The organism is Microcoleus sp. Aus8_D2 (assembly GCF_036702665.1).
In the GTDB taxonomy this organism is placed as follows: domain Bacteria; phylum Cyanobacteriota; class Cyanobacteriia; order Cyanobacteriales; family Microcoleaceae; genus Microcoleus.
This window is the reverse complement of the sequence record NZ_JAUBUN010000008.1, coordinates 20530-35860: the sequence shown is the minus strand read 5'-3', so window position 1 is coordinate 35860 and position 15331 is coordinate 20530. Positions and strand designations below refer to the sequence as shown.

The following is a 15331-nucleotide window of genomic DNA, read 5'->3' as shown; positions in this document are numbered from 1 at the left end:
TTTCCCCTGACTCTACAATACAACTGGTTGCTCCTTGCAAGTTCGCTGCTTCACAAAGCAAAATCAATTTTAGATGTTTTCTGGCTTGATTTAACAAAGTAACGAACTCGACTAAATTAGCATTTTGAGAGGTTGACGGTATGCACAGCGCTTATATCAATCGGATTGGAAAATTTTTGCCAGGGGAAGCGATTAATAATGATGAGATGGAGGAGTATCTAGGCAAAATTGCCGATCGCCCTTCGAGAGTCAGACAGCGCATTCTCAACAGTAACGGGATTAAACAGCGCTATTACGCGATCGACAAACAGCAGCAAACACTGTATTCTAACAGCCAAATGGCAGCGTTTGCCGTCCGGGATGCGATCGCCCAAGCAAATTTGGAACCAGGGGCGATCGACTTATTAGCCTGCGCTACCACTTTACCAGACTTATTGGTACCGGGATTTGCCAGCACAGTACATGGGGAACTTTCCGAATTATCTCCCCTAGAAATAGTTTCAACTCAAGGAGTTTGCTGCGCTGGAGTTAGTGCCTTAAACTACGCCGCATCTCAACTCGAACTCGGCAAAAAACAAACAGCAATCGCCGTAGCCTCCGAATTTCCCTCGCGCCTGTTCAAAAATAGTAAATTTGAAGCAGAAACATCAGTGCAAGCCGGAAAACCCCTACCTTTCGATACAGAATTTCTGCGTTGGATGCTATCCGACGGCGCCGGAGCATTTTTGCTGCAAAACCATCCGAATGCCACAGGAATTAGCTTAAAAATAGAATGGATTGAATTGATTTCCCACGCCAATGCCTATCCAATTTGTATGTATTCAGGAATGACAAGCGAAACAGCAACTAAAAGCTGGCTAGATTATTCATCCTACCTCGATGCAGCCACAGCCGGAGCTTTTGACTTGCGGCAAAATATTCGTTTGCTAGACAATGTAATGAAATTAGGTGTCGAAGGTTGGCTGAGCTTGATTAAAAACGGCAGAGTTTGTCCGCAGGAAATTGACTGGTTGCTGTGCCACTATTCCTCTCACTTTTTCCGGGGACAAATTGTGGAACTTTTGGAACAAGCAGGCTGCATGATTCCCCAAGAAAAATGGTTTACCAACTTGTACGCGCGGGGAAATACAGGCTGCGCCTCGATTTATTTAATGTTAGAGGAATTGTTCAAATCTGGCAAATTGCAGCCGGGACAAAAAATCTTTTGTTTTGTTCCGGAAAGCGGTCGCTTTACAACGGCATACATGATGTTAACTGCTGTGGAAAGCACCAAAAAATCTATGACTTCTCCTATGTCTCAATCCTCTGATGTTTCTGAAGATTCGCCTCTGGAAAGTGTTAAACCGGAAATGATTTACTCTCCGCAAGCTTATTTGTTGCGGGAGTTAGCCTGGATTTGGCTGAGGTTCGATCGCGAAATCCGTTCCGTTCCCATTGTCCGCAAATTGTACCGGGGAGAGTTTACAATAGAAGACTATCAAGCTTTGCTGTGCAATCTCCGCCCGCAAGTTGTCGAGGGAGCACGCTGGATTGCGCGCGCTGCTTCTAACATGACTGACTTTCGTTTGCGATCGACTTTTATCGGTCACGCCCAAGACGAACACCGCGACTATCAAATGCTAGAACGGAATTATGTTTCTGTCGGCGGCGAGTTGTCAAAAATTGTCGAATATGATAAGAATATTGGCAGCGAAGCGCTATCAGCTTTTATCTTCCACCAAGCATCGCGGGAAAATCCGGTTGATTTAATTGGCAGTATGTTTATTATCGAAGGATTGGGCGATCGGTTGGCGGGAAAGTGGGCAAAAGAAATCAAAGAAACTCTCGGTTTGCAAGACGAACAAGTATCATTTTTAGCTTATCACGGAGCCAATGACGAGTCGCATTTAGCCAAATTAGAAAATTTGATTAATGCCGAGTGGATGACGGAGGATATAGCCCGCCGCATTGTCAAAACTGCTCGCGTCACGGCTCGTTTATACTTGCTGCAATTGGAGGAAATCCGCTAATGCAAAAGCTGCAAAAACAAGATATCGAAACTCTCCCCGACGAGCGGCAAATCCCCTATGATCCGAAACCGTACAACCGCCGAGATCCGAATGTTTGGGATGTCCTGTTTTGCGATCGGTCAATTCCCGTCGATTTAGTTGCAAAAGCCTACATGATCCGGGATTTGCAAAACTGGACTCGCAGTTATTTGCTGATTCCGATCAAAGTAATTGCTAACTTGTTGCTGGCGGTAATTATGACAACAAAGCGCCTGTTGCCGTTTCAATTTCGCGCTTACACATTAATGCACAAATCCGCAGCATTTTTCCTAAATAACTTTGTCTCGCCAGAAGCTTGTTATTTAATTGTGCGCCACATCTGCATCGGCTCCAACATTATCAACTTCTTGATTGATAACGGCCCAGACACCCAGATTGAAAAGTCAAAACTTTATCCGCGCACAGTTAGCGATTTAGCTGACAATGCCTTTCTAGAACACGACTTAATTCTGTATAACTTTGTCTGGGATTACAACCAAGCAATACTGACAAATCCCAACTGGTTGCAGCTTGTCAAAAAACGCGGAATCAATTATGATAGCATTCAACCGGTGGAAGTTGCAATAGATTTTGACAAACGCAGGTGGCTGAGGATTTTGGATTTAGAATCTGCGATCGAATTGTTTAAAGTATTTTATTCTCTGTGTTTGACTAGCGACGAATTTGCGCGAGCAGTGATGTCGCTTCAGTTAGATGAAAACTTCGGAGTATATGTCAGCGAAATTACCGGAAATTACGACTGGAATCATGTAATTGTCAACCGCCATCCGCTAGCACCCAACAGTCCATTTAATGCAGCGCGCGACTTGTTTTTGCACGGAATAATTTCTGAATATCTCTATCGGTATTTGGAACTCAAAAAAGAGATGAACACTGCCGAAAATTAGGGTGCTGATGCACTCAAAAAAAAATCAAATAGGTTTGTAGTGAGGACTTCAGTCCGCAAAAAATCCTAAATAATAAAGTTCTCACTAATTCCCCAATCTCAAAGTTTCGCTCAAATAAAAAAACTAGGTTTGTAGTGAGGACTTTAGTCCGCAGAAACCCAAAAAATAAATTACTCACTACAAAAACTTACCAAAAAGAATTGGTTTAAAGCCGGAACCCCGATCGGGAGAAATTAAAAGAAAACTATTCATTACTCCAACCCTCTTCTTTCCAGGGAAAGTGCTGTCAACTGTCAACTGTCAACTGTCAACTGTCAACTGTCAACTGTCAACTGTCAACTGTCAACCGTCAACTGAATGAATATAGCCCTAGAAATAGGAGAAAACTGTTAATTTTCAATATAAAGTTAATAGTACAACTCAAGCTCAGAGTAGCTGTGGTTGTTCCACTATTTTCGGCAAATTCTGAGGTACGACAACCCACTTCCCTGTAATCGGGTCGCGGTAACTAATAAACGGATTAGATTTTAAAGGCTTAGTGCAAGGTTTAGCTGCCATTTCTACACGCTCCAAATAAATCATCTTGAATAACTGCTACAACACTATACCTTTAATAATCGCCTGTCTGACCGAAAATCCGGGTGATTGATGGCTCAAAAATAAGTGATATTTTAGGTATTTTTTAGTGACAGATAGCACTTTTTAATGTGATGAAAAACTGCCTTGAGAGTGAGCAGTATCACAAAAAAAACTCCGAAAAACAATTCTGCCTTGTGCCTTTTACCTTCTACCTTCAAAAGGCCGACTATTTTCAGTGGATATCTGATATTATTAAGTAAGGTAAAGACGTTTATCAGAGATCTCCTCACGAACTTATGGCGCTATTTGGATTTGGCAAAAAGTCGAGCCTGCCGTCTCCCCAAGACGCATTGCCGGGACGGGCAGAGTTGATGCCGGTACCGGCAACTCACTTTGTTAACGGCAATCCGCTCAAAGCTCCGTTTCCAAACGGCATGGAGACGGCCATGTTTGGGCTGGGCTGTTTTTGGGGCGCGGAACGCAAATTTTGGCAGGAAAAAGGTGTTTTTTCGACTGCTGTGGGCTACGCGGCGGGGATTACTCCGAATCCTACTTACAATGAAGTTTGCAGCGGGATGACGGGACATAATGAAGTTGTTTTGGTTGTGTTCGATCCGAAAGTAGTGAGTTACGAAACGCTGCTAAAAGTTTTTTGGGAAAGCCACAATCCGACTCAAGGAATGCGTCAGGGTAATGATTCGGGTACTCAATATCGATCGGGAATTTACACGTATTCAGCCAGCCAAAAGCAGCTAGCTGAATCGTCGCGGGATGCTTACCAGCAAGCTCTGACGCCTGCTGGTTACGGCAAGATTACTACTGAAATTATTGATGCTCCTGAGTTTTATTACGCAGAAAGCTATCACCAGCAGTATCTTGCTAAAAACCCGAACGGTTATTGCGGTTTGGGCGGTACTAAGGTTTGTTTGCCTGCTATGTCTCAAGCTTGAAACTTTATTCACCTTGATGGGGCGCAACAAGGTTCGTTCCTGTCAATTTCAGGTCTTATGCAGTCTATATCTGCTGTCTGCGATTGAGGCCAGATCCCCCCTTAGCTTGCCCCCTACTCGACCCCTACTCCCCTTAATAAGGGGGGGACAGGAAGCGTGGAAGTCCCCCTTCTTAAGGGGGATTTAGGGGGATCTGGCCTCAGATAAAAGCGAAATATAACTGGTTCCCAGGCTCCAGCCTGGGAATCCATATTGAGAGGCTCTGCCTCGCTCTTAAAAATGGAGGCAGAGCCTCCGGATCGGCGTTACCAGGCTGGAGCCTGGTAACGAGTGTAATCCCTACAATATAGGGCTAGAATTCTGCCACCAATAGCGGAATATATTAGTAGTTGCAAACAGGTGAAAAATGCTGACGGGTGTTGTAATTATCAATTTAATGATATCTGTGACCTGTTTTTATATAGCTGCGAAGGTGTGGAAAATTAGGCGGACGATCGCACGTTTTGAAGTTCGGATCGCAGCAATAGAGCGCTGTAGCAGGAATGTCCTCGGCAAATCGCCCAACTTTTTTGCAAAAAGGCAGCAACGTGCTCGCGAATTGCGGGTGCATTATCAACAACTGGAATTGCAACTGCAACAGGTTCAGCAACTTTTGGGATTGCTGGGTTTGGGGCGGATGCTTTGGCCCAAGCGCGATCGACCTTTGAGGTAAGCTATCCTAAAATTGTATGGAGAGAAGTTATAAAAATGTCAACTAAACGCTCAGGATTCTTTATTGGCGGTCTGTTGGTGGGTTCGGCGATCGGGGCCGTGACTGGCTTGTTGATGGCACCGCGAACGGGCAAGGAGACGCGGCAGATCTTGAAAAAATCGGCCGATGCTTTGCCGGAGTTGGCGGAGGATTTATCGACTAGCGTGCAATTGCAGGCCGATCGACTTTCGGAAACTGCACTGCGAAATTGGGACGAAACTTTGGTTAGATTGAAGGAGGCGATCGCAGCGGGTTTAGAAGCGACTCAGCGGGAACGCCAAACGCTGACGGAAACAGAAGTAGAAGTGAGTCCCCCATCGCGCCCTCCCGTCCGCTAATCAGGTGAGGAGCGAGCAAAAATAAGGTATTTTAGTCATTGCGAGTCGATCGCAATTCTTGATTTACTGCAACACTTAGGTCAGCCCCAAATCCGAGATTCAAGTGAGCGATCCCATATTCTGGCTAGGACTTTCGATTTTGCTAGTAGCAGTTAGCTTAACTGCTGTTTTAGTGACTTTAATACCTGCGGTGCAAGCGCTAGCAAGGGCAGCCCGCAGCGTGGAAAAGCTCGCTGACACGCTTTCTCGCGAGTTTCCACCGACTTTGGAGGCGATTCGGTTGACGGGGCTGGAAATTAGCGAGTTGACGGATGATGTCAGTGATGGGGTGCAAAGTGCGGGCGAGGTTGTCAAACAGGTCGATCGTAGTATTGGTACTGCAAAAAAACAGGCGCACAACGTGCAGGTAACAACTCGCAGCGTGGTGAGTGGGGTGATGGCTGCTTGGAAAACTTTAACTCGCAAGCCGCCGATTTCTGGGACAAATCGCCGATCGGGCGATCGATTGTCGCAGAGTCAAAGAAGTGCAATTTCGCTGAGGGATTCGGGTTTGGATGACAAGTATTCTGGGGGTTACGGTGCGGCTGCGGGTAATGGCGAATCGCCGCGCTTGAGAAATGGCGAGGGTTCTGGTTTGCCGGCGGATGCTGAAGATTTTGAACAAGTGCGATCGAACGATACTTGATTGCACCAAAAGCGCGATCGTCCCTCAATAGTATTTGTAGGGTGTGTCGCCATCAACCATCCTCAAAAAAACATAGCAAATCTCATAGCGACGCACCAATCGATCGTATTAGAATAAAAAAACCTAACAGCAATACTTTTGCAAATTTCCCTTCGTACAAATAATATCATGTCCGGTCGATTGACCGCAATAAGTAAGGAACGCACGTGCGGACTTAAGTCCGCTCTATAGCTGCGGACTTAAGTCCGCACGTGCGTTCCATTTTTGTTATAGTAATCGACCGGAGATGATATAAAGCGTGTTTTCCTTTCGTGACGCACCCTACCCAATTCCTCAACTTCCCTCAAGAGCACAGCCATCCCACCAGCAAACATTCTTATCCATAAAATCCATCAAAGCATTATACTTAGGCGACTCCTTTTGCTCCACATACTCCAAAGCCCCCCAACTTCCCCACTTACTAAATTCACCCACATCCACAAAGTGCATAAAAAGACTGCCTCCAGATTGTTTCCAACTATTCAATAGTTGAGTGTAGATATCATACATTTCTGGACGCCTATTTAACTCCATAAAAAACTTGGTCAGTTTTTCGTTATTCTCTACTCCTTCACTACCTACAATATGTTGACCGCCCTCGTAAACAAATAACTTTAAACCCTTTTTTATAGCCTCATCCAAGTAATACTTAAAATCATTCTCAACATCAGGCAAACTATCCTTAAATCCACCCAACAACCCGCCCTCTCTCAATTGCTTAAAAGCTTTCCCAAACCCCCCATCGGCATCCTTCAACCAAGACTCTACCTTGCTAACATTTTCCTTCGCGCCCAAATTACCGCTAACATATCCAGCGACGGCTAGGGCATCTATGCCATGTTGATAACAAGGTTTATTGCCCTCAGCAACCCAATAGGAACACTCCAAAGCATAATGTGCTAAATCTCTCCAAGCTCTTTGAGTGCCCAACACGCAGACAACTCGATGCTTTTGATCGGCAAAAACGCCTTTCCAGATATCGCACATTTGAGCATTACGCATTCCGTGCCATTGCATAAAAGCATCGCCTTTATCTCCCCACTTAGCTTTACCTTGTTTCAACGCATAATCCGACTGGGGAAATGACCAATTCCAAACCTCATTAGAATATTCTACATGAACTTTCAGTTTGGTATCTAAACTATCTTTGACCATTTTAGCAAAGTTAGTCATATATTCATCCGTAGCCTGATGCGGCATATTAAACCAGGGTTCGGCTTGGAGTTTATTAGATAATTTCACCATAATTTCTATGGGAACATTTCCTCTGTAAGCATAGGATACACTCTCTGGTTTAGGTCGGTTTGACCATTCTTTTTGTTGAGAACCGTTTGTCCCCATCCAGTCCATAAAACGCAAAACTCTAAACCTTTTAATTTTTTCTATAAACAGCGGGTTAAATATTTCACCGCTTTGAGCAAGCTGTTCGTCTTGGGAGCGAACAACTTTAATATTGCGGATATAGTTACCTGTTTTTTTAGGATCTGTAGCAGTAATTGTAATCATTATGCCTCCGCCTTGTGTGGCATCGACATTAATGATATCTCTCCCAGGTTTAGATGCAGCATCATCTTTTTGGGCATCAAAGTTATATTCGATCGCACCCTCACCGTCATAAGTAACAATATATTGCCCGGAAGGATAGCGATTGGGGATTTCCCGAAGTAATAGGGTACTTACCCTCGTATATTTAGGAGCCTCTTCGGGAGATGGGAGAGATTTCACCCACCCATTTTCATCAAGATTTAAAAGCTTGTATTCTTCTGTATCCCATTCACCATTACAGTTGGGTTGTCCGCTGACGCATTGAGTTATCCATTGTCTAGAAGATTTGAAAGCATCTAAAAAGGGTAATTCTGTTGAGTAGTCAGCAATACCACTCAGCCCAATCCCTAATGAAGAGTGAGAATTTGAGGCGTTTTTTACATCGGCACGGACAGCTACTTTGTTATCTGTTTGCTGAGGTGTTGGAGAAATCTTAGTTGTTAAAGCCCAGCATCCGGGAATGAAAATGACAAAGATTAATAAACCCAGGACAAAGGCAAGAGCTTGATTTTTTGACCGTACATTAAATCGAGACATAGATTTGACTATTTTGATTGTTGTAGGTAAAATCTGAGCGGGTGAGACTGTTTTAATTTTGATCTTTTATAACAACGCATCGTTGACAAGAAACCCGGTTTCTACGATTTTTTGCGAACAGTGACGAGAAATCTAGGAAGAAACCGGGTTTCTGAGGCTAGCGTGGGTGCATTTCTGATATTTTATCATAAATCGCCCATCTAATCGTTTTTATCTAAGTCTTCTTTTTTCGGAGTTTCTGAAGTTGAGGGGAATTCTAGTCGAATGTTTATATCAATTGATACTGTACTTTCTTTAAAACCTATATTAACTATTTTTACCAATGCTTCTGTTGGCAAAGAATTATTCATTTTAAATTCAGAAGAAGACAGAGTTTTAAATCCTGCTTCCTGTAGCCGATCGCACACATTTCTCCAATTTCCCACTGGTTCGTTCGGTAAATCTGCGAGTTTTTTAACATATTGGTATAAAGTTTTACACAAATAAACCTCTGCACTTTTGGGAGTCTGAAACATTTTTTTAGCTATTTCGGCGGGACTGCAACCGGAAAGCAGCCCTCGGAGATAAAGCTTTTCGGTTTCTGTGAGTCCCCTGCGCGATCGGGGAGAGATTTGCCGTTTAGCTTCTGCGAAAGCTTCGTAAAGCCTTTCTAAGTCCCAGTGTTTGGCAGCTTCGGCAAATAAGTCTTCTTTTGAGGCCATTGTCGGGGGTGGTGAGATGTGGCTAACGTTAGCATAACCGAAATTGCTAACGGTTGTTAGTTGTATGCTAGCTTTACTTACTGTATTGTTATATACATCAGGCATAGTTCAGTTTGTTGAAGCGGTGAGACGCCGAGTAGGAATACTCAGAGTCAGCAATGGGCGCGATCGCCTCAACCAACGTCAAAGCTAGTATTTGCAAGGGTCTGGCAGGCAAAAGTAAAGTTTTGTAATAAATTACGAGTCTTTTGCATAAAAACTTCGGACTCAGCCCGATAGATAAATAGAAGCTCAGAAGTACCGCTACGGTTGCGGTTCATCGGAGTTAATGGTGCATCAGGTCGATCGACTGTCTTGCTCTTGAGTATACATACTCGGAGTTTGGACTGAACGGGCGATCGGCTTTGACATGAAATCGTTTATTTAATACAAGCAAACACGCGGCAAGTCTCTGTACTTGTTCCGATTCAACACGGGGAAATGGGTAATAACGTGTCTAATTTTTTCACGCCTGAATTCAATAACGAAAGTGCGATCGCGCCTTGGAATACCAGCCTAGAACCGACTCCAGGAATTATCCCAAAGTTAGATGCTAACCGCACGCTAACAGGGGGTGTCGGTCAAGAAGTTAATATCCCGACTTTAACGCCAAACAGCTACGACAATATCATTTTGCCAGACGCTTCGCCGACTCTGATGGCTAAGGCGCTGACAACGGATTCCAACACCAGTTTACAGGATAGCTCTGTCGATTTGCTCACCGGTCAGGCAATGTCAGAGGTATATGAGGATCTGAGTAAGTTTGCTGCTGAGCCAGATTTCGTGACTAAGATGAATGTGGCTTTTGGCGAAAACTGGGATGCTGCGGGTGGGAAAGCCTTAGCTGAAGGATGGTTTAATCGCGATTTTAGTGCAATTCCCCCCGTGAAAGTTGTCTCGTCTGCTGAGATTGGTGGGGCGAATGGGGCTTTTGCGGCGGCGACGGATACGATTTATTTATCGAAGGAATTTTTAGATCAGAATGGCGCGAATCCAGCGGCGGTGGCGGATGTGCTGTTGGAAGAGATCGGGCACTCTGTTGATGCGCGGTTGAATGTTACGGATTCACCGGGTGATGAGGGAGCGATTTTTTCGAGGGTTGTTCAGGGTAAGGAGTTGAGTCAGGGTGAGCTTCAGGCGTTGAAGGGTGAGGACGATCGGGAGGTTGTCGCGATCGACGGACAGCAATATTTAATAGAGAAACAGTTGAGTTCATTTCCTATCCAAGGTAGCATTCGTGCTTTTTACGACAGGAATCCAAGTATAGCTAACCAGTTGGGTAAACCTACGGGTGCTGAATACCAATTTGTATCTAGTAAATGGCGACAAAACTTCCAAAACGGTGCAATATTTCACTCAGCCCAGGGTACTTTCTCTGTTCGCGGTAGTCTGGGCAATTATTACCTCAATAGTTTAGGAGGTCAAAATAGTCAGCTTGGCTTGCCTACCAGTGAAGAATCACAATTGCCTCCTGGTAGTGGCAATTGGCGGCAAAGTTTTGAGAAAGGAACTCTCGAATGGCTGAGTAATGGTACGCCTAGAGTCACCCTTACAACACAAAATCTATTTTCTAATCCATCACCTTCTAATCCGTTACGAGGATTCGTTCATCCTTTGGGTCAAAGTGTAGCAAGTCCGATTAGTTGGAATCATAATTCGATGTTTGGTCAACAGTATGCAGTTGATTTTCCCGCTAGAATTGGCACACAACTATACGCAATGCGTGCCGGAACAGTAGTTGATTGGAAGGATAGTACCCCTGACAGAAATTCAAATCTGTTAAGTATTGATGATGGAAGGCAAGGAACAACTGCTAATTATTTGGTTGTAAAATTGGATGACAATGACGGTATAGATGATGGTTATCGAGCTATGTATTTGCACTTACAACAAGGCTCAATACCATCAAAATTTAAACGAGCAGGTGCTCGTGTAGAAGTAAATGAGCAAATTGGAAAAGTTGGTTACAATGGCGTATCTCAGGGAGTTCACTCACACGTTGAAATCAACAAACTTACTGGAAACAAGACAAATATGTGGCAGAGACAAACCATTCCATTCCAATGGAAATAATTTGTTTGATGATTATTTTCGGACTAAAAGTAAATCCTTAGCTCAAATATAAGTAGTCGCCGCTATAAAAGAAAACTATGTAATCGATTGTAAAGTATCCGAATGCCTCTAGCAGCAATCATTAGCCCTATTTACATACCGCTACATAGTTTTTTTAACCCCGGCTACCTACTTGTCAGCGAATAAAAGTATGTTTTTCTGTGAGGTAAACATTTTAGTTTCGATTGTCATTTAAGTCTTTCTAGGTATGACCTATCTTTTTTATAAGAGGCAATCGCCCTTTGATTCCAAAAGGGCGATCGCTCTTATTCCTCTCCCTTACGAATCGATGCAAATCTACGTAAACCTACATCTAATTAGAGTCAAATAATGTCCCAAAAAACTGCAAAAATTACTATTTTAGGAGCTACATTTTCCATCCTAGCAATTCTAATGTCAGTTCCCCTTGTGGCTTTAGCAAACAACTGGGCTGGCCCAGAAAGAAGAGGGTCTTGTTTCATTCCCAGAGCAGAATTTAGCTTTGAGTGCAAGTTTGGCCCCTATAATACAGTATCAGGTGCTAAACAGATTGGTGGTTTCTATGTAAATGCAGAGCAGACGGCTGGCTACACGGGCCCTATGCCGTTTCTGTATAGAGTAAACGGTGGAAATTGGCAAGAAACTGTGCTTGTTATGGGTCGAAGTGGCGGTAATTACATTGATTTTGGCAATGGAGTGTCTAGTTTCGAGTTCCTATTTCCCCGTTCTGTACGTACTCCTTTAGGAACCGGAGAAAGCACAATTAATTTTACCATGAATTATGACCTAGATTATTGATAGCTATCTGGCAGTAATGTTATTGGCGAGATCCCTTTCCTTCCAAAAGTGCGCCCGTCTCCCATCCCAAATCTCACACGAGCGAGATCCCTTTCATTCCAAAAGTGCGCCCCTATCCCATCCCAAATCTCACGCGGGCGAGATCCCTTTCATTCCAAAGTGATCTCGCCCCTCGGACATCCCTATCAATATCAAACTCAAATATTTCCAGCTACAACACTCAACTCATCCGACATTTCGTAATTATTTGTTGCATCATCTTTTAGTAACTTTTCACACTTCAAAAATTCCTCAAATAAATCAAAAAAACGTTTCAGTGCATCTGCTTCATCCTCAGAATAGAAAAGAATAATCCTACTCCAAGATTGAGTATCTGCTTGGTTAAATCGATTCTCTATCCATTCTTGAAAATCCTCAAACTTTTTTTCTTCTTCTGTGACAGGAATCCCAAGTTGACGGCGAGCAAAAGTATAGCCATCTAAGAAAACATGGAGATGGCTAAGCGATTGTTTCCCCAAGTACAAAGACGATCTTTTTTGAATCTTTCCTAGCAAATCATACAAATCTAACATCGTTTTATTTCCTTATTAGCTAAATTTCAACTTCCGCAATCTCAAATTCACCGCCCAGATCGAGCGCTAAACAATAAAACTTTCCCAGCCACTCTTGTTTAGGAATTCCTTCATTATGGATATTATCAAAAATTAATACCTCCCCATCTATTTGAACTGCAATCCCTTCATGCCGTCCATTCGTAGAAATATTCTGTCCCAGGTCATCATGGTAAATATTACCATATTTTCCCTTGGCGCTGCCAGTGTAAATTTTTATCTTTTTTCCAGAAATACCTCTTTGAATTAAAAAATCTTGGATACTTAAAGCACAAGCCTTACATTCAAATAGCTTAAATTTACTAGCTATTTCAGCAATTTGTTGTCGCAACTCATCGGTCATAAGAGATAATCTTTAAGCCATTTCATATTATACTGAATTCAGTACGCGCGAGCGAAGCTATCCCGATCGTGAATCGCCCGTCTCCCATCCCAAATCTCACGCGGGCGATATCCCTTTCAGTCGAAAAGTGCGATCGCACCATCCAAAGAATTTATGCTGTAGAATATTTGTCACACGCCACCCAGCAATTAGTATAATTGAATAATCAACATCAAAGCATATTAAATACAGTCAATTAATGCCATGATTGCTAACTTGCCCCTCAAGCTGCCTCACTTACCCAACAGCTTACCAAGCGAAGGTTCTGTCCGCATTGAGTTAGTCAACGGACTTTTAATATTTAGCGCTTCTATCAAAACCCAGGAGAGAATCAAAACTTTAACTGCTCAACAACAAGCATCAAGTCTAACTTCCGAAGAACAAACAGAATTGGATGGATATCGAGAATTCATTAGCTATCTAAATTTAGTTAATGAAACCATGAACAATGCTTTTCTATATCCTTTACGCGGCACAGTTATTCGCTACGATGAACCGTTGGAACCTGCGGTTTCGTTGGAAGATTGGGAAGTGTTACAATGATTGTACTAGATACTCATATATGGGTTTGGTGGGTTGACGATAACCCGCGACTGACTCAGAAACATCGGGACTGGATACAACAATATCAATCTCAAGGTTTAGGAATCAGCATCATTTCTTGTTGGGAAGTTTCTAAATTAGTAGAAATGGGAAGACTTACTTTGTCCGTTACAGTTGATGAGTGGTTAACACAAGCTTTGGCTTATCCCGGAGTGCAGCTACTCGATCTCACCATTCCGATTATTGTCGAGTCAACTAAACTTATAGGTTTTCACCGCGATCCCGCAGATCAAATCATCGTCGCAACGGCGAGGATTTGCGCGTGTCCGTTACTAACTGCGGATGCTAAAATCCTAGCATATTCTGATGTAACAACTCTTCATTGAAACGTAAAAAATGCCTTCGCTATGAAGGAAAAGCCTGGTTTCGCTGCTACTTTGAGTGAGGAAAACTCATGAAAATTCGAGAATCGGTTGGTAAGAGCCTGTGGAACTCTTCTTTTGGTTGGTGCTGCGAACCACTTGACCCCATACCGCCCGGTCATATTGCCCTAGCTGTTGAACCAACGGATATGGATCTTGTGGACTGGGATATTGAAGAAATCGGAGAAAAAGCAGGTTTTGATATTGAGTACAGATACACGGGCGTCAATGACCCCAAGGATTCATCTTTAGCTTGTGTAACTCAGTTTGTCGGTATTTATGGGGATTGGTCAAAGCTCGATCGCGATCTAGAAGCTTTGATGGCGGCCGGCATCCCGCGCCATCTATTTAAAACGTTGGCTTCCAATGATGATATCGATTTGAAACCTGTAACCGAATACGTGAAAACTACTCTTGTTTAGGGTGTAAATCAAACAGCAGTAACTTTGGCGAGATCCCTTTGGGAATAAAGCGATCTCGCCCCTTATCCCAAATCTCACGCGAGCGAAATCCATTTTTCTAATAAGCGATCGCTTTACACATACAAAAGCTGATTAGCGATTTCATCAGCCGTGAGCGTATTTAACAGAATAGCAACCCGTTGGGCAATCTCATAGGCGTTCTTTTGAGGAATCACAATAATCCCAGAATGTGAGTGTCCTGCTGTCATATATTCTAGGTGTAATCGCTCAAAATCTACGCGATTGTGAGTAAGCAAACATCGTTCAATAGATGCAGCATAAGCCAATTGTTGACTATCCGATTGACTCAGCATTCCCTGTTCGCTCGTTGTCGTCACATCAAAACCCCTAGCCCGCAATAAAGTGGCTACAAGCTTAGAAACATCTTCATCTGTATAGATAGTTGCAAACAATTTCACAGTTTTTCCATTGCTGATTTAACAGCAGGATGAATCAATTCTTCAGGAATTCGATTGCGTTCAATATAAGTATTTATTTCTTCCTGATTATCCAAATAAAAGCTCAGTGCATCAAAAACTTGAGCTAATTTCAGATGAGGTAAGTGCATCGGAATTTCTTCAGGAGTAATACCCAAACGCCACAATTCTACGATCGCACGAACAGAAGTTCTCGTTTCTGCGATAATTGGTTCGCCTTGCAATATTTCAGGGTGACGTGCGACATAACGCGAAACAGATTGTGTAGTCATCGGAGATTAACAGGACAGATCCATCTTTAATTATAGCTTAGGCTAGAACTAGGTAAAAAATTCATAAAAAGTCAGGGCGGTGGTCATCCCCAATCCCAAAGTGCGCCTTTTCCTTCCAAAAGTGCGATCTCGCCCATCTCCCATCCCAAATCTCACGCGGGCGAGATCCCTTTTTTCCAAAAGTGCGATCGCCATTCAGATACATCCAACGCCGA

The 15331-nt window shown here is 43.3% G+C and carries 19 protein-coding genes; 12 read left to right on the top strand and 7 right to left on the bottom strand.

Features of this window, described 5'->3' with window-relative positions; genetic code table 11:
• Positions 1 to 140 precede the first annotated feature (140 nt).
• From QUB64_RS08555 to QUB64_RS08530, 6 genes are all read left to right on the top strand, one after another.
• Entirely contained in the window at positions 141 to 2009 is a 1869-nt protein-coding gene (locus tag QUB64_RS08555) for a 3-oxoacyl-[acyl-carrier-protein] synthase III C-terminal domain-containing protein (RefSeq protein WP_333268355.1), read from the top strand.
• The gene (locus QUB64_RS08550; RefSeq protein ID WP_333268353.1) at positions 2009 to 2935 is read left to right on the top strand and encodes a DUF6999 family protein; all 927 of its coding nucleotides are present in this window, start codon (positions 2009 to 2011) and stop codon (positions 2933 to 2935) included. Before QUB64_RS08555 ends, QUB64_RS08550 begins: the two co-directional genes overlap by 1 nt.
• An 875-nt stretch (positions 2936 to 3810) precedes the next feature.
• Entirely contained in the window at positions 3811 to 4464 is a 654-nt protein-coding gene (msrA, locus tag QUB64_RS08545) for a peptide-methionine (S)-S-oxide reductase MsrA (protein ID WP_333268351.1), read from the top strand.
• Positions 4465 to 4870: 406 nt separating this feature from the next.
• Positions 4871 to 5176, top strand: coding sequence for a hypothetical protein (locus QUB64_RS08540; RefSeq protein WP_333268349.1), 306 nt, complete (start codon positions 4871 to 4873; stop codon positions 5174 to 5176).
• A 35-nt stretch (positions 5177 to 5211) separates the two neighbouring features.
• Positions 5212 to 5553, top strand: coding sequence for a YtxH domain-containing protein (locus QUB64_RS08535; protein WP_333268347.1), 342 nt, complete (start codon positions 5212 to 5214; stop codon positions 5551 to 5553).
• Positions 5554 to 5656: 103 nt separating this feature from the next.
• The gene (locus QUB64_RS08530; protein WP_333268345.1) at positions 5657 to 6238 is read left to right on the top strand and encodes a DUF948 domain-containing protein; all 582 of its coding nucleotides are present in this window, start codon (positions 5657 to 5659) and stop codon (positions 6236 to 6238) included.
• A gap of 333 nt (positions 6239 to 6571) precedes the next feature.
• Here QUB64_RS08530 and QUB64_RS08525 read toward each other — a convergent pair whose 3' ends face one another.
• Both QUB64_RS08525 and QUB64_RS08520 read right to left on the bottom strand, forming a co-directional pair.
• The gene (locus tag QUB64_RS08525) at positions 6572 to 8359 is read right to left on the bottom strand and encodes a cellulose-binding protein (protein ID WP_333268343.1); all 1788 of its coding nucleotides are present in this window, start codon (positions 8357 to 8359) and stop codon (positions 6572 to 6574) included.
• A 200-nt stretch (positions 8360 to 8559) separates the two neighbouring features.
• Entirely contained in the window at positions 8560 to 9165 is a 606-nt protein-coding gene (locus tag QUB64_RS08520) for a helix-turn-helix transcriptional regulator (RefSeq protein ID WP_333268341.1), read from the bottom strand.
• A gap of 387 nt (positions 9166 to 9552) precedes the next feature.
• Here QUB64_RS08520 and QUB64_RS08515 point away from each other — a divergent pair, with 387 nt between their 5' ends.
• The gene (locus QUB64_RS08515; RefSeq protein WP_333394024.1) at positions 9553 to 11172 is read left to right on the top strand and encodes a peptidoglycan DD-metalloendopeptidase family protein; all 1620 of its coding nucleotides are present in this window, start codon (positions 9553 to 9555) and stop codon (positions 11170 to 11172) included.
• Between the two features lie 369 nt (positions 11173 to 11541).
• The gene (locus tag QUB64_RS08510; RefSeq protein WP_333268337.1) at positions 11542 to 11988 is read left to right on the top strand and encodes a hypothetical protein; all 447 of its coding nucleotides are present in this window, start codon (positions 11542 to 11544) and stop codon (positions 11986 to 11988) included.
• Between the two features lie 197 nt (positions 11989 to 12185).
• Here the strand turns inward: QUB64_RS08510 and QUB64_RS08505 are convergent, their stop codons facing one another.
• Positions 12186 to 12560, bottom strand: a complete 375-nt coding sequence (locus tag QUB64_RS08505; RefSeq protein WP_333268335.1) for a hypothetical protein — start codon at positions 12558 to 12560, stop codon at positions 12186 to 12188.
• Between the two features lie 19 nt (positions 12561 to 12579).
• Positions 12580 to 12942: a papain fold toxin domain-containing protein gene (locus QUB64_RS08500; RefSeq protein ID WP_333268333.1), complete on the bottom strand. Its 363-nt coding sequence runs from the start codon at positions 12940 to 12942 to the stop codon at positions 12580 to 12582.
• A 68-nt stretch (positions 12943 to 13010) separates the two neighbouring features.
• On the opposite strand from QUB64_RS08500, the gene QUB64_RS08495 reads away from it, so the two are divergent.
• The 4 genes from QUB64_RS08495 to QUB64_RS08480 all read left to right on the top strand — a co-directional run bounded on the left by QUB64_RS08495 (position 13011) and on the right by QUB64_RS08480 (position 14368).
• A complete protein-coding gene (locus QUB64_RS08495; RefSeq protein WP_333268331.1) occupies positions 13011 to 13139 on the top strand; it encodes a hypothetical protein in 129 nt (42 codons plus the stop codon).
• A gap of 46 nt (positions 13140 to 13185) precedes the next feature.
• Entirely contained in the window at positions 13186 to 13524 is a 339-nt protein-coding gene (locus QUB64_RS08490) for a hypothetical protein (protein WP_333268329.1), read from the top strand.
• The gene (locus QUB64_RS08485; protein WP_333268327.1) at positions 13521 to 13910 is read left to right on the top strand and encodes a type II toxin-antitoxin system VapC family toxin; all 390 of its coding nucleotides are present in this window, start codon (positions 13521 to 13523) and stop codon (positions 13908 to 13910) included. The genes QUB64_RS08490 and QUB64_RS08485 overlap by 4 nt, the downstream gene beginning before the upstream one ends.
• A gap of 68 nt (positions 13911 to 13978) precedes the next feature.
• Positions 13979 to 14368, top strand: a complete 390-nt coding sequence (locus QUB64_RS08480; protein ID WP_333268325.1) for a hypothetical protein — start codon at positions 13979 to 13981, stop codon at positions 14366 to 14368.
• Between the two features lie 113 nt (positions 14369 to 14481).
• Here QUB64_RS08480 and QUB64_RS08475 read toward each other — a convergent pair whose 3' ends face one another.
• The 3 genes from QUB64_RS08475 to QUB64_RS08465 are packed head-to-tail and all read right to left on the bottom strand — an operon-like array spanning position 14482 to position 15311.
• A complete protein-coding gene (locus QUB64_RS08475) occupies positions 14482 to 14826 on the bottom strand; it encodes a DUF5615 family PIN-like protein (RefSeq protein WP_333268323.1) in 345 nt (114 codons plus the stop codon).
• Positions 14823 to 15116: a DUF433 domain-containing protein gene (locus QUB64_RS08470; protein ID WP_333268321.1), complete on the bottom strand. Its 294-nt coding sequence runs from the start codon at positions 15114 to 15116 to the stop codon at positions 14823 to 14825. Before QUB64_RS08470 ends, QUB64_RS08475 begins: the two co-directional genes overlap by 4 nt.
• Positions 15117 to 15164: 48 nt before the next feature.
• The gene (locus tag QUB64_RS08465) at positions 15165 to 15311 is read right to left on the bottom strand and encodes a hypothetical protein (RefSeq protein WP_333268319.1); all 147 of its coding nucleotides are present in this window, start codon (positions 15309 to 15311) and stop codon (positions 15165 to 15167) included.
• Positions 15312 to 15331: the final 20 nt, after the last annotated feature.

Coding starts and splice junctions, on each gene's coding strand:
- QUB64_RS08555 (WP_333268355.1), top strand. CDS start 141: ATGCACAGCGCTTATATCAATCGGATTGGAAAATTTTTGCCAGGGGAA.
- QUB64_RS08550 (WP_333268353.1), top strand. CDS start 2,009: ATGCAAAAGCTGCAAAAACAAGATATCGAAACTCTCCCCGACGAGCGG.
- msrA (WP_333268351.1), top strand. CDS start 3,811: ATGGCGCTATTTGGATTTGGCAAAAAGTCGAGCCTGCCGTCTCCCCAA.
- QUB64_RS08540 (WP_333268349.1), top strand. CDS start 4,871: ATGCTGACGGGTGTTGTAATTATCAATTTAATGATATCTGTGACCTGT.
- QUB64_RS08535 (WP_333268347.1), top strand. CDS start 5,212: ATGTCAACTAAACGCTCAGGATTCTTTATTGGCGGTCTGTTGGTGGGT.
- QUB64_RS08525 (WP_333268343.1), bottom strand. CDS start 8,359: ATGTCTCGATTTAATGTACGGTCAAAAAATCAAGCTCTTGCCTTTGTC.
- QUB64_RS08520 (WP_333268341.1), bottom strand. CDS start 9,165: ATGCCTGATGTATATAACAATACAGTAAGTAAAGCTAGCATACAACTA.
- QUB64_RS08510 (WP_333268337.1), top strand. CDS start 11,542: ATGTCCCAAAAAACTGCAAAAATTACTATTTTAGGAGCTACATTTTCC.
- QUB64_RS08505 (WP_333268335.1), bottom strand. CDS start 12,560: ATGTTAGATTTGTATGATTTGCTAGGAAAGATTCAAAAAAGATCGTCT.
- QUB64_RS08500 (WP_333268333.1), bottom strand. CDS start 12,942: ATGACCGATGAGTTGCGACAACAAATTGCTGAAATAGCTAGTAAATTT.
- QUB64_RS08490 (WP_333268329.1), top strand. CDS start 13,186: ATGATTGCTAACTTGCCCCTCAAGCTGCCTCACTTACCCAACAGCTTA.
- QUB64_RS08485 (WP_333268327.1), top strand. CDS start 13,521: ATGATTGTACTAGATACTCATATATGGGTTTGGTGGGTTGACGATAAC.
- QUB64_RS08480 (WP_333268325.1), top strand. CDS start 13,979: ATGAAAATTCGAGAATCGGTTGGTAAGAGCCTGTGGAACTCTTCTTTT.
- QUB64_RS08470 (WP_333268321.1), bottom strand. CDS start 15,116: ATGACTACACAATCTGTTTCGCGTTATGTCGCACGTCACCCTGAAATA.
- QUB64_RS08465 (WP_333268319.1), bottom strand. CDS start 15,311: ATGGCGATCGCACTTTTGGAAAAAAGGGATCTCGCCCGCGTGAGATTT.